This is a genomic window from uncultured Tepidimonas sp. (assembly GCF_938045175.1).
Lineage (GTDB): Bacteria > Pseudomonadota > Gammaproteobacteria > Burkholderiales > Burkholderiaceae_C > Tepidimonas.
The window spans coordinates 1-13,367 of sequence record NZ_CALIND010000084.1 but is presented as its reverse complement, the minus strand read 5'-3'; the positions used below and the strand labels follow the sequence as shown (position 1 = coordinate 13,367).

Below are 13,367 nucleotides of genomic sequence, written 5' to 3'. Positions count from 1 at the left end.
CCATCATGGGCATCCGCGCCAGCGGCGATGCTGCGATTGTAGAAAGTCGCGCGCGCCGCCCACAACCCGAGACCGGATCCGTTATAACCCAGTTCCATGAACCGTCACCTGTGGTTGCTGGCCATCGCGCAAGGCTTGTTCCTGACCAACAACGTCGTCTTCATCGCCATCAACGGGCTGGTGGGCCTGACCCTGGCCCCCGTGGGCTGGATGGCGACGCTGCCCGTGATGGGCTATGTGGTAGGGGGGGCGCTGTCGACCGGGCTGGTGGCGCGCTCGCAGGCGCGCTGGGGACGGCAGATGGCGTTTCAAATGGGGCTGGCGGTGGCCTTCGCCTCGGCACTGCTGGCCGCGTGGGCGGTAGCGCACGGGAACTTCTGGTTATTGGTCGCGGCGACGGTCGTCGCGGGCTACTACAGCGCCAACGGCCAGCTCTACCGTTTTGCCGCCGGAGAACTGGCCGCCCCGGCCGAGCGCGAAAAAGCCGTCTCACTGGTGCTCGCTGGCGGCTTATTGGGGGCGATCGCCGGCCCCAATCTGGCCAATCACGCGCGCGATTGGTTGGCCACCCCGTTCCTGGGGGCGTATCTGGCCCTGGCCGCAGTGGCGCTGGTCTCGATGGTGGTCATGGCGGGCATCCGCTTTCCAGCCGATCCGCCACCGGCGCCCGGGACGGCCCGCGCTGGCCGCTCCGTGCTCGAATTGCTGCGCCAACCGACGTTTGCCGTCGCCTTCGTCGGCGCAGCCTTGGGCTATGGCGTGATGAACCTGCTCATGGCCGCCACGCCACTGGCCATGCAGACCTGCGGCATGCCGTTTGCCGACGCCGCTTTCGTGCTGGAGTGGCACGTGATCGGCATGTTCGCACCAGGCTTTTTCACCGGGCATCTGATCCGACGCTTTGGTGCCATCACGATCATGGGGGTGGGCGTGTTGCTCAACGCCGCGTGCATTGCAATCGCCCTGTCTGGGCAAGACCTGCACCACTTTACCGTCGCCCTGTTCCTGCTGGGGGTGGGGTGGAACTTTCTGTTCACCGGTAGCACGACGCTGGCCATGCAGGCCTATCGGCCCGAAGAAAAAGACCGCGCGCAGGCGGTCATCAATTTCGGGGTCTTCGCCACGATGGCGGTGACGGCGTTCGCCTCGGGGGCGCTCGTGACCACACAGGGCTGGTGGTGGCTCAACGTGGGCTCGCTGGTTCCGGTATCGATCACGGCATTGTCATTGCTGGCGCTGGCCGCTCGGCAACGGGTGCGCGCCAGCGAGCGGGCGCAAGGCGCATGACCCGTGTGCATCACGGCAGACGGGCGATCACCTCGGCCACCGCCGCCGTCAGCCGCCGCGCATAGGGAACGTGCAAAAATTCATTGGGGCCGTGTGCGTTACTCTGCGGCCCCAAAACCCCGCACACCATCATCTGCGCCCGCGGAAAACCCGCGCTGAGCATGTTCATGAGCGGAATGGTGCCGCCCTGGCCGATGGTGCCACAGGGCGCGCCGAAGTGCACCTGGCTGGCGGCGTGCAGCGCCTGCTCGAACCAAGGCACGGTGGCCGGGGCGTTCCAGCCGTTGGCGGCCCCTTCGGGCTCGAAGGTCACGCGCGCCTGGTAGGGCGCATTGTCTTCCAGCAGCGCCTTGAGCTGCTGCACCGCCTGTGCGGCGTCCACCAGCGGGGGCAGGCGCAGGCTAAGCTTGAACGCGGTATACGGCCGCAGCACATTGCCCGCGTCGCGCAGCGCCGGCAGCCCTTCGGCCCCGGTCACCGACAGGGTGGGACGCCAGGTGCGGTTGAGCAGTGCCTCCACGGGGTCGGTGGTGGTGGGCAGGGCAAAGACGGTACTGCCGCCACAGTCGTGGTGTGCCCAGGGGAAGCGCTTCCACACCGCGTCGCCCAGGATGGCCGCCGTCTCGCGCGCCTGCGCGATGCGCTCGGCCGGGATCTCGCAGTGGAACACGGCGGGCAGCAGGCGACCCGTGGCGCTGTCTTCCAGCCGATCCAGCACATGGCGCAGGATGCGAAAGCTCGACGGCACCACACCCGACGCGTCACCAGAGTGCACGCCTTCGGTCAAGATCTCGACCCTGAGCACACCGCTGATCATGCCGCGCAGGCTGGTGGTCAGCCAGAGCTGATCGTAGTTGCCCGCGCCGCTGTCCAGGCAGATCACCAGACCCACATCGCCCAGGCGCGACCGCAGCGCATCGATGGTGGGCAGCAGGTCGGGCGAGCCGCTTTCTTCGCCGGTTTCGATCAGCCCCACGATGCGCGGATGCGCCCGGCCCGACGCCTGCAGCGCCTCGATCGCCGCCAGTGCGGCATACACCGCATAACCGTCGTCGGCGCCCCCGCGGCCGTAGAGGCGGTCATCGATCAGGCGTGGAGTCCACGGCCCCAGACCGGTGCGCCAACCGCTGAACTCGGGCTGCTTGTCCAAGTGACCATACATCAGCACCGTCTGTCCGCTGGCCGGTGCGGGCGCGCCGTCGACGCCAGCGCGCGCGGGCACCTCGAACAGCAGCACCGGCGTGCGCGGGCTGCCGTCGGGGCGTTGCAGACGCACGATCTCGAGCGTCAACCCCTGCACAGGCTGGCGGGTCACCCATTCGGCGGCCTGGCGCAGCACGGTCTCCAGATGGCCATGGACGGCCCACTCCGGGTCGAACATCGGCGACTTGGCGGGCACCTCGATGTAGCGCTGCAGCGCGGGCAGGATGTCGTGCTGCCAGCGCGCATCGACGCGTTGACGCACGGCCACGGGGTCGAGCAGCGGGGTCGGGTCGGGCAGGCGGGCGTTCATGGTGTGGGTGTGTCTCACAAAGCGGTGGGCCGACCGAAATGGTAGCCCTGAAAGAGCCGACAGCCCATGGCGCGCAACGTCTCGAACTGCGCCACCGTCTCCACACCCTCCGCCACGACGCTGAGCTCCAGGCTGTTGGCCAGTTGCAATATGGTGCGTGCAATCGCCGCGTCGTTGGGGTCGTCCAGGATGTCGCGCACGAAGGTGCGGTCGATCTTGAGCTGATCCAGCGGCAGGCGCTTGAGGTACGCCAGCGACGAGTACCCAGTGCCAAAGTCGTCGAGCGCAAACTGCACCCCCATGGCGCTGAGCGCTGCCATTTTGACGATGGTGTCTTCCACATCGTGCAGCAGCAGGCTCTCGGTCAGCTCCAGCTTCAGGCGGCTGGGGTTGGCGCCCGTCTCGGCCAGCGCGGTCTGCACGGACTGCACGAAGTCGGGCTGGCGCAACTGGCGCGCACTCAGGTTGACCGCCATCGTCCAGTGGGTGCGCTGCGGATCGCGTGCCCACGCCGCCAGGTGCGCGCAGGCCTGTCGCAGCACCCACTGACCCATGGGCAAAATCAAGCCGCTTTGCTCGGCCACCGGAATGAACTCCGCTGGCGACACCATGCCGCGCAGGGGGTGTTGCCAGCGCAACAGAGCCTCGTAACCCACGACCTGGGCTTTGTCATCGACGATCGGCTGCCCATACAGGCGCAGCTCGCCGTCGCGCAGGCCGTGGCGCAACTCGCGCTGCAGGGTGGCGCGGGCCAGCACCGCCTCTTGCATCGCTGGGTCGAAGAAGCGCACCGCATTGCGTCCGGCAGCTTTCGAGTGGTACATCGCCAAGTCGGCGCGGCCCAGGATGTCCTCCACCGCGTCGCTGCGGCCACGAAATACCGTGATGCCGATGCTGGGCGTGGACTGCACCTCGTGTCCGTCCACCGTCACCGGACGCTCGAGCGCGACGCGAATTTTTTCGGCCACGTGTTGGGCGCGCCACGCCGCTTGCTCCTCCTCGCGGTCCAAATCCTCCAGCAGCACGACGAATTCGTCGCCGCCCAGGCGTGCGATCGTATCTTCCTCACGCACCGCCTCGCGCAGGCGCTTGGCCACCGTCTGCAGCAACTGGTCGCCCACCCCATGCCCAAAGGCGTCGTTGATGTCTTTGAAATTGTCCAGATCGATGAAGCACAGCGCCGCCCACTGGCCGCTGCGCGCGCTGGCCGCTTGCGCCTGGGTCAGCTTGTCCTGAAACGAGCGGCGGTTGTACAGGCCGGTCAGGCTGTCGTAGAAGGCGAGGCGCTCGATGGTGGCTTGGTCCGCCTTGCGCCGCGTGACGTCGCGCCCGACGCCACGGTAGCCGGCAAAGCGACCTTGCGCGTCGTAGACCGGCATGCCGCTGATGGAAAACCACACCACGCGCCCGTCCTGCAAGCGGCGCTGGATCTCGAAGCGGCGAAACACCCGGCGCTGCTCGAACGCCTCGATGAGCGGACGCCATTCGCGCGCCGTGGGGCGGTTGAGCGCGGGCACATCCCAGGCGCAGCGGCCCAGAAACATCTCGGCGGTCGAGGTTTCTCGAATCAGTCGCCCCTCCAACCGCGTATAACGCCCCTCGGCATCCCACTCCCAATACCAGTCGGCAGAAAGCTCGGTCAGGCTGCGGAAGCGCTCCTCACTCTCGCGCAAGAAATTCGCGGCCTGCGCGTGCCGCGTCACGTCCACATAAGTGCGCACCCAACCGCCACCAGGCACAGCGATCGTCGTGCCCTGCAACGTACGACCACCGGCGGTGGTGTAGGTGTAGATGTGGGGCTGCCCCGTCTCTTGCACGCGGCGCAGGTGGTACCAGACCCGCTCCACCAACCGCTGCGCATCGCCGCGCAGGTCACCTCGCTTGATCTGCCAGCGCACCACGTCGTCGATGAGCGGCTGCTTCTGCAGCAGCGTCAGCGGCAGCTCCAGCATCTCTCGTGCGCAATGGTTGTGGCCCACGACGCGCCCCTCGACGTCCAGCACCACCAGCGCGTGCTGCAAATGGTCCAGCAGCGCCGCGACCGACAGGCGGCCACTGGCCACCGGGTCTGCCGAGGGCAAACCCGATAGACCGGGCAGCGTGCTGGAGAAGTCGATCATGGCAACTGCTCTATGGAAACCGCTTTGGGCGATAGGGATTTCATCAGGCCAGCGTGCGGCATGGGTTATTCAAGCGACGGGCATCCTGGCGGAAACGAGGCGTGCAGCCGCGTGTTCAAAAGCTCTCCCACTCCCCTTCGGCGTCGGACGCTGGCTTGGACGGCGCGGGCGCGGGGCGCGGGCTGGTCAGCGCGGCCGGGGTGGGTTTGGCGCTGGGTGCTGCTGCAGGTTTGGAGGCTGTCTTGCGCGCGCTGGCAGCAGGCGCCACAGCACCCGCGGGCTTGGCTGCCGCAGCAGCGCTGGGCGCGGCCAGCCGCGGCTCGCGCCGCGCGGCCAGGGCGGGAGCGGGCGCGGGCGGGACGGCCGCCCGCGGCGTGGGTGCCGGTGCCAACACCATCCCATCGCCCTGCCCGGTGCGGAACTGACTGACCACCTGCTGCAGCTCGGCCGCTTGCTGGCGCAGGCTCTGGGCGGCAGCCGCCGCCTCTTCGACGAGGGCGGCGTTTTGTTGCGTGGTTTGATCGAGTTGTCCCAACGCCGCGTTGACTTGCGCGATGCTGTCGCTTTGCTCGTTGGCGGCCGCCGTGACTTCAGCAATCATGTCGGCCACGCGCTGGATGGATTGCACGATTTGCTCCATCGTCTGGCCCGCGCTGTCGACTTGCGTGCTGCCGGTGCGCACAGTGGCGACACTCTCGTCGATCAGGGCTTTGATTTGCTTGGCTGCCTCGGCGCTGCGTTGCGCCAGCGAGCGCACTTCACCGGCGACCACGGCAAAGCCGCGGCCCGCCTCACCGGCACGCGCGGCCTCCACCGCCGCGTTGAGCGCGAGGATATTGGTCTGAAACGCAATGCCGTCGATGACGTTGGTGATGTCGGCGATTTTTTGGCTGCTCGACTCGATGGCTTTCATCGACTGCACCGCTTGCGCCACGGTCTGCCCGCCGTCGCGCGCGACTTGCGCGGCTTGCGCGGCGAGTTGGTTGGCGGTACGGGCGGCTTCGGCACTGTGGCGCACGGTCTCGGTCAGGTGCTGGGTGCTGGCAGTGGTTTGCTCCAGGCTCGCCGCCGCGCTTTCGGTGCGCGCCGAGAGGTCTTGGTTGCCCTGCGCGATTTCGGCGCTGGCGCTGGCCACTTGATCGGCACTCGTGCGGATGCGTTGGATGGCGGTGACCAGGGCGTGCTGCATGGCCGACAGTGCCCGGAGCAGTTGCCCCACTTCGTCGCCACGATCGACATGGATGCGGCGCGCGAGGTCGCCCTGGGCGATGGCCTGGGCCACATCAATGGCCTCGGCGAGCGGACGGGTGATACCGCGCGTGAGCGAGACAGCCACCCCCACGCCCACAGCCAGCGCCGCCAAGACCACCCCCAGCATGACCCACTGCACTCGTTGGGCGATCACTTGAGCCTGCGCGTTGAGCCGATCGGCCAGCGCCACCAGCATATCGGTCAAGCGCTGTTGCGCGTCGATGTAGGTCTGCGCGCCCGCCTTGTAGCGGCCCTCGAGGAGCTCTTTCGCCCGGTCCATGTCGCCGGCTTTGACGGCAGCGAGCGCTTCGTCGCGCGCCGCAATCTGCCCCCGGCGCAACGTCGCCACGCGCTCGAGTTGCTGCGAAACCTCGGCGTCATCGATCTCCTTGACCTGCGCCGACAGGGTTTTTTCGATTTCATCGACCTGCGCCCGTGTGGCTTGGATTTGCTGCTGAAAGTAATTGAGGATCTCAGGATTGTCGCCAAAACGAATGGCAGCCTCGGTACGGGTGATTTGGACACGGGTAATACCCGCCCATTTATCCGCCACAAGCGCCACTTTTCCTGCAAACATCGCGCGCTCCGTCTGAGTCAGCACTGCTCGCTCACTCCACTGCGCAGCGGCCCAGACGGCCACCAGCAGCGCCAACACGACGCCAAAGCCCGCGCCCAAGCGGACACCAATTTTCCAGTCACGCACGCTCATGAGATTCTCCGGTGCAAAGATGGGTTTTCAGTGGGTGGGTAAATCGAAAGCAAGGCGGCGGGCTGAACGTCCCACCCCACCACATGGCGCGTGGCGCTGCTGAACGCCACGCCCACCAACCAAATGGGGCGGCCGTCGGCGCGGTATTGGTCGGCATAGCCCCGCTGCCGCAGCTGCGCCATCGCCTCGCCCGTGGGTTGGTCGCCATCGATGCGCTTGAACTCCATGATGACCCGAAGCGCCGCGGACGCGAGAGGAAGTCGTACTTGCCTGTGGTGGCCAGCCGGTGCGCAAACGCGGTCTTGTCGACGTCGTAGTAGCCCCCTTCGCGGATGTCGCGGAAGGTCTGGATGCCGATGGGCCGTTTGCGACGGGGGCTGCGGGCGTACATCCGGCCAGACCTCTCAAGCCACGGGCACGCGAGGCGTGCGGCGCCGCTCCGGCCCCTGATAGCTGCTCGGGTCACCCTGGCCGCGCACGGCAGCCGGCTGCAGCGGTGGGTGCTCGCCCGCAGCGTCGCCCGCCAGACGAAAACCCGCCACCATCTCGCGCAGCCGGTGCGCCTGCTCACGCAGGCGCTGTGCCGCCTGGGCGCTATCGCCCACCAGCTGGGCGTTTTGCTGCGCCATGCCGTCGAGCTGCACGATGGCGTCGTTGACCTGTACCAGTGCCTGGGTCTGCTCCTGCGTGGCGTGCGTGATGTCGCGCACGAACGTCGATACCTGCTCGGCGTGCGCGACGATGTCGCGCAGCGTGGCCCCTGCCTGATGGACGAGCTGGGTGCCGGCGGCAACCTTTTCGGTGCTGTCACCAATGAGCGCCTTGATCTCGCGCGCGGCCTGACCCGAACGCTGGGCGAGTGCCCGCACCTCGCCCGCCACGACGGCAAAACCACGCCCGGCCTCGCCCGCTCGCGCGGCTTCCACCGCCGCGTTGAGCGCGAGGATATTGGTCTGAAACGCGATGCTGTCGATGACGGTGGTGATGTCGTGGATGCGCTGGCTGGCGGCCTGGATGGCGTCCATGGTGGCCACGACGTTTTGCACTTCCGTGCCGCCGCGCTCGGCCACTTCGGCGTTGCGCCGGGCCAGCTCGATGGCGGCGCGCGCGGCGTCGTTGGACGACTGCACCGCCGCGGTGATTTCTTCGAGGCTGGCAGCGGTTTGTTGCAGGTGTCCGGCGGTGTCCTCCGTGCGCTGGCGCAGGTCGGCACTGCCGCTGGCCACGCCATCGCTGGTGTGCTGGATGCGCTGCGCGGTGTCGCGCACCGCGCCCACCGTGCGCGCCAGGGCGTCCTGCATGTCGTGCAGGCTGCGCAGCAGTTGCGTCAGCTCGTCGGCGCCAGTGGTGTCGGTGCGGGTGGCCAGGTCACCGCGGGCGATCGCCACCGCCAGCGCTTCGGCCTGCTGCACCGGTTGCACGATGCTGCGCAGGTTGGCCAGCGTGGTGGGCACGACGATGAGCAGTGACACCCCCAGCGCGATGCCCACGGCCCACAGCGCCTGGCGGCGGATGTGCTCGCCGTGGTCGGTGAGCTGAATCATCTGTTGCGCAAACGCCTCGTTGGCGTCTTGCGCGTTTTGCGCAGCCACCGTCCAAGCCAGCGTCAGCGCCTCGTGCTGGGCGATTTGCATGTGGTGCACCGCCCATACACCCACCGCGGCCATACCCAGCAGCAGCGCGAGTACCACGCCGATCGCGCCCAGCATCCGGGTGCGCACCCGCCACGCCCGCATGAAGTATTGCAAAAAGTCGAGCATGAGAGATTCCCGGGAAAACGGCGACGACGGGCCGATGTCAGGCGTCGGTCAGCCCCATGTCGGGGTGCGTGACCAGCGCCTCGATGTCCATGACGATGAGCATGCGCTCGTTGACGGTGGCAATGCCGGTGATGAAGGCGGTGTCCACGGTGCCAGAGGCCATCTCGGGGGCGGAGCGGATCTGCTCGCGCGCGAGTTCGATCACGTCGGAGACCGAGTCCACCACCACGCCCACCACGCGCCCTTTGACGTTGAGCACGATGACCACGGTGAGGTTGTTGTAGTCGACCCGCTCGCAGCCGAGCTTGATGCGCAGATCGACCACCGGCACGATGACGCCGCGCAGGTTGACCACACCCAGGATGTGCGAGGGCGCATTGGCGATGCGGGTGGGTGGCTCGAAGGAACGGATTTCCTGCACACGCAGGATGTCGATACCGTACTCTTCCGCCCCCAAGCGGAAGGTCAAAAACTCGGCATGGGTGCGTGCCGACGCATCGACACCGGCAGCAGTCGGAGTGGCAACAGCGGACATGAGGACTCCTCACGGACAGGGAGACGGCCCACCCGGGCGCGCCGCGCACACGCCCGTGACCCGTCCCGAAAAAAGGATGGCAGGCGCACAGTATCGGCCAAAAATGCCCTGTTTGGCCATCGGAAAAACGCGCAAAGGCACACCACGTGGTGCAAACACCCGAAAAGCCGACACAATGCCCCACTGGCGCATCCCCCGGGCCCACCCGTTCGCGTACGAACCGTCCATCGTCCACCGCCCATGCCACCCTCACCACCACGCCCTGCCCGCCGCGCGCCCGCCGCGCCTAGCCCTGACCCTGCTGCGGTGGGCAGCTGGTCATCGTGGTGGCGGCGCTGGTGGGACCGCGCCACCGGCCGCAGTCGTGCCCGGGCCGAACCCGCCCACGCCCCGCGGCGTGACCCGCCCAGCGCCGATGGCGACGCCGCCGCGGCAGCGTCCCGCCTGCGCCGGCGCCAGCGGGAACGGGTGGCGCTGCTGGTGCGCGAGGTGATGCTGCGGCACGGCGTGCTGTCCGGCCGCTACCGCGTGCGCGTGTTGTCGCTGGACCGCGAAGGCCAACAGCACCTGGTCTTGATCGACTGGCTGCCTCAGCCGGCCAGCATGGCGGCAGGACCGGCACCGCACCCGACGCGCCTGGAAGCGCAGGTCCGTGACGATGCCCTGCAGCTGCTCGGGCTGCAGGTGCGCGCGGTGTACTGGCGTGGCGACCCACCTGCCACCCAGCGCCCGCGACCCGACGCCCGCCGGCCCGATGGGGAGCACAGCGGGGCGTGAGCGCGGTTCAGTGCCCCTCGAAGCTGACCAGCGTGAACAGCGGCAGTCCGGCGGCCTGTAGGCGCTCGAGGCCGCCCAGCTCGGGCAGAGCGACGATGGCCGCCCCTTCCATCACGGTGGCACCGAGTTTTTCGAGCAGTTTTTTGCCCGCCATCATGGTGCCGCCGGTGGCGATCAGGTCGTCGATCAGCAGCACCCGGTCGCCCGCGCGCACGGCGTCGGTGTGCAGCTCGACGGTGGCGCTGCCGTACTCCAGCTCGTACGTTTCTTCGACGGTGGTGAAGGGCAGCTTGCCTTTTTTTCGGATTGGCACGAAGCCCACGCCCAGCTCGTAGGCCAGCACCGAGCCGATGATGAAGCCACGCGCATCGAGCCCGGCCACCACGTCGGGGCGCAGGTGCCGGTCCATATAGCGGTGCACGAAGGTGTCGATGAGCACGCGAAAGACTTTGGGATCCTGCAGCAGCGGCGTGATGTCGCGAAACTGCACGCCGGGCGCCGGCCAGTCGGGGACGGTGCGGATGTGGGCTTTGAGGTAGGCGGAGGTATCCATGGCAGCGCGATTATCCCGCCAGTAGCTTGGCTTCGGCCAGCGTCAGCGGCTCGGGCGGCCCGTACAGCACGATGGCGTCGCCGCCCTGCAGGAGCAGGCCGTCGTCCGGTGCGACGCGGCGGCCGTCGGCACGACGTACGCTCACCACGGTCACGCCCATGGCGTGTAGCCCCAAGTCGCCCAGTGCGCGCCCGATGGTGGGGCCGCCCGCGGGCAGCACCACGGTACGCAGGCGCGCTTGCTGGCGCTCGTCCTCGGTCTCGTCGTCGTCGCCGCCGTGAAAGTAACCGCGCAACAGGTCGTAGCGCGCGGCGCGTTGCTCCTGCACCAGCCGCACCACGCGCCGCAGCGGCACGCCCACCAGCGCCAGTGCATGGCTGGCCAGCATCAGGCTGGCCTCCAACGTCTCGGGCACCACTTCAGTGGCACCCGCGGCACGCAGGCGGGCCAGATCGGCGTCGTCCACGGTGCGCACCACCACCGGCACCGCCGGGGCGTGTTCGCGCACGTGGTGCAGCACCTTGAGCGCGCTGGGCGTGTCCAGATAAGTCACGGCCACCGCGCAGGCACGCGCCAGCCCAGCGGCCATGAGCGCTTCCAGCCGCGCGGCGTCGCCAAACACCACCGAGTGGCCGGCAGCTGCCGCCTGGCGCACGCGGTCCGGGTCCAGGTCCAGCGCCATGTAGGGGATGCCCTCCTGCTCCAGCAGCCGTGCCAGGTTTTGCCCGCAGCGCCCGTAGCCGCAGATGATGACGTGCTGGTCCGCCGCGATGGCTTTGCGAGCGATCTGCGTCATCTGTACCGACTGCATCAGCCAGTCGCTGCCCACCAGACGGCCGACGATGGCGTTGCTGTGCTCGATGATGAACGGCGTCAGCAGCATCGAGATGACCATCGACGCCAGCGTGGGGTTGAACAGCGCCGGCGGAATGAGCCCGTTTTGGTTGGCCAACTGCAGCAGCACCAGGCCAAATTCGCCCGCCTGCATCAAATACAGACCCACGCGCAGCGCGGTGCCCGCCGGGGCGCCCAACGCGTGCGTCAGCAACGTGATGAGCCCGAGCTTGAAGACCAGCGACAGGCTCAGCAGCAACAGCACCAGCGGCCAGCGCTCGACGACGATGCGCCAGTCCAGCATCATGCCGATGGTGATGAAAAACAGCCCCAGCAACACGTCGTGGAAAGGGCGGATGTCGGACTCGACCTGGTGGCGGTATTCGGTCTCCGCGATCAGCATGCCCGCCACGAACGCCCCCAGCGCCAGCGACAGCCCGGCGTGCTCGGTCAGCCAGGCCATGCCCAGCGTGATCAGCAGCAGGTTGAGCACGAAGAGTTCCTGGCTCTTGCGGCGCGCCACCAGCGTCAGCCACCAGCGCATCAGGCGCTGCCCGCCGGTCAGCAGCAGGGCCAACAGGGCGGCCGCCTTGGCCAATGCGATCAGCAGCGCGCCCGCCAGGTCTTCGCTGGGTGCGGCCAGCGCCGGGATGAGCACCAGCAGCGGCACCACCGCCAGGTCTTGAAACAGCAAGATACCGACCACGCGACGGCCGTGCTCGGACTCCAGCTCGAGCCGGTCGGCCATGAGCTTGACGACGATGGCCGTGCTGCTCATGGCCATGATGCCCCCCATGGCGAGCGCCGTCTGCCATTCGAACGCCCACCAGTCGCCCAGCAGCCAGCCCAGTGCCAACGACGCGCCGGTGGTCAATACCACCGTCAGCACCACCTGCGCCGTGCCCAGCCCGAAGACGAAGCGCTTCATCGCGCGCAGCTTGGGCAAGCTGAACTCCAGCCCGATGGCAAACATCAGAAACACCACCCCGAACTCGGCCAGATAGCGCAATCCGGCCGAGTTTTGTGCCAGCGCCAGCGCATGGGGTCCGATGACCACCCCCACGGCCAAGTAGCCGATCATCGCAGGCAGCCGCAGCAACCGGCACACCACCACCCCCAGCACAGCGGCCAGCAGGTACAGCAGGGTGAGGTCGAGCGCGTTCATGGCCCGATCTTAAGGGCGCAAGGGGTGGCGGCGTTGCCGGATAATCGCACGCATGACCGCCAACGCGACGACTGCCCCCGCAGACCTCGACGGTGCCGCGCTGCTGGCGCTGGCGCGTGCGGCGCTGCAGACCGAAATCGACGGCCTGCAAGCCATGGCCGCGCGGCTGGACGAGCGCTTCGTGCAGGCCGTGACCACGCTGCTGCGTTGCCGTGGGCGCGTGGTCGTCACTGGCATGGGCAAGAGCGGCCATGTGGGCCGCAAGATCGCGGCGACACTGGCGTCGACGGGAACGCCCGCCATGTTCGTGCACCCGGCCGAGGCCAGCCACGGCGACCTGGGCATGATCACGCCCACCGATGCGGTATTGGCCATCAGCAACTCCGGCGAGAGTGACGAGCTCACCGCCATCTTGCCACTGATCAAACGCATGGGGGTGCCGTTGGTGGCCATGACCGGACGGGCCGACTCCAGCCTGGGACGGCACGCGGACGTTATCCTGGACACGGGCGTGGCGCGCGAGGCCTGCCCGCACAACCTGGCCCCCACCGCCAGCACCACGGCGCAAATGGCCATGGGCGACGCGCTGGCCGTGGCGTTGCTGAGCGCGCGCGGGTTTCAGCCGGACGACTTTGCCCGCTCGCACCCGGGCGGCGCGCTCGGGCGCCGCCTGCTGACGCTGGTGCGCGACGTCATGCGGCCGCTGGAGGCGACACCGCGCGTGCCGCCCAGCGCCACCCTGATCGAGACCATGCGCGCGATGAGCGCGGGCGGGCTGGGCGCGACCGCCGTCGTGGACGAGCATGGTGTGGCGATCGGCATCTTCACCGACGGTGACCTGCGCCGCCTGATCGAGCGGCGCG

At 68.2% G+C, this 13,367-nt stretch carries 10 protein-coding genes and 2 pseudogenes; 3 read left to right on the top strand and 9 right to left on the bottom strand.

What is annotated here, in order from left to right; all coding sequences use genetic code 11:
* The first annotated feature begins 96 nt into the window (after positions 1–96).
* On the top strand, positions 97–1,287 hold the full coding sequence (locus Q0716_RS04395) for an MFS transporter (protein WP_299020084.1): 1,191 nt from the start codon (positions 97–99) through the stop codon (positions 1,285–1,287).
* A 10-nt stretch (positions 1,288–1,297) separates the two neighbouring features.
* Here Q0716_RS04395 and Q0716_RS04390 read toward each other — a convergent pair whose 3' ends face one another.
* The 7 genes and pseudogenes from Q0716_RS04390 to Q0716_RS04365 all read right to left on the bottom strand — a co-directional run bounded on the left by Q0716_RS04390 (position 1,298) and on the right by Q0716_RS04365 (position 9,175).
* Positions 1,298–2,800: a M20/M25/M40 family metallo-hydrolase gene (locus tag Q0716_RS04390; protein WP_299020082.1), complete on the bottom strand. Its 1,503-nt coding sequence runs from the start codon at positions 2,798–2,800 to the stop codon at positions 1,298–1,300.
* 14 nt (positions 2,801–2,814) lie between these two features.
* Positions 2,815–4,920, bottom strand: a complete 2,106-nt coding sequence (locus Q0716_RS04385; RefSeq protein WP_299020080.1) for an EAL domain-containing protein — start codon at positions 4,918–4,920, stop codon at positions 2,815–2,817.
* 115 nt (positions 4,921–5,035) lie between these two features.
* Entirely contained in the window at positions 5,036–6,880 is a 1,845-nt protein-coding gene (locus Q0716_RS04380) for a methyl-accepting chemotaxis protein (protein ID WP_299020078.1), read from the bottom strand.
* Positions 6,877–7,113 (bottom strand): annotated as a pseudogene (locus tag Q0716_RS04375) (PD-(D/E)XK nuclease domain-containing protein); the annotation flags it as partial. The gene Q0716_RS04380 and the pseudogene Q0716_RS04375, both read right to left, overlap by 4 nt.
* Before the next feature lie 53 nt (positions 7,114–7,166).
* Positions 7,167–7,271 (bottom strand): annotated as a pseudogene (locus Q0716_RS10935) (hypothetical protein); the annotation flags it as partial.
* Positions 7,272–7,284: 13 nt separating this feature from the next.
* Entirely contained in the window at positions 7,285–8,640 is a 1,356-nt protein-coding gene (locus Q0716_RS04370) for a methyl-accepting chemotaxis protein (RefSeq protein ID WP_299020076.1), read from the bottom strand.
* Positions 8,641–8,677: 37 nt separating this feature from the next.
* Positions 8,678–9,175: a chemotaxis protein CheW gene (locus Q0716_RS04365; RefSeq protein ID WP_299020074.1), complete on the bottom strand. Its 498-nt coding sequence runs from the start codon at positions 9,173–9,175 to the stop codon at positions 8,678–8,680.
* Positions 9,176–9,481: 306 nt separating this feature from the next.
* On the opposite strand from Q0716_RS04365, the gene Q0716_RS04360 reads away from it, so the two are divergent.
* Positions 9,482–9,952 (top strand): hypothetical protein, encoded by a 471-nt coding sequence (locus Q0716_RS04360; RefSeq protein WP_299020072.1) that lies wholly within the window; start codon positions 9,482–9,484, stop codon positions 9,950–9,952.
* Between the two features lie 7 nt (positions 9,953–9,959).
* Here Q0716_RS04360 and Q0716_RS04355 read toward each other — a convergent pair whose 3' ends face one another.
* Both Q0716_RS04355 and Q0716_RS04350 read right to left on the bottom strand, forming a co-directional pair.
* Positions 9,960–10,505: an adenine phosphoribosyltransferase gene (locus Q0716_RS04355; RefSeq protein WP_299020070.1), complete on the bottom strand. Its 546-nt coding sequence runs from the start codon at positions 10,503–10,505 to the stop codon at positions 9,960–9,962.
* Between the two features lie 10 nt (positions 10,506–10,515).
* Positions 10,516–12,504 carry a monovalent cation:proton antiporter-2 (CPA2) family protein gene (locus Q0716_RS04350; RefSeq protein ID WP_299020068.1) on the bottom strand — a complete coding sequence of 663 codons (1,989 nt, stop codon included), beginning with the start codon at positions 12,502–12,504 and terminating at the stop codon, positions 10,516–10,518.
* A gap of 154 nt (positions 12,505–12,658) precedes the next feature.
* On the opposite strand from Q0716_RS04350, the gene Q0716_RS04345 reads away from it, so the two are divergent.
* On the top strand, positions 12,659–13,367 hold a 709-nt coding region (locus Q0716_RS04345; protein WP_299020086.1), incomplete at its 3' end, for a KpsF/GutQ family sugar-phosphate isomerase.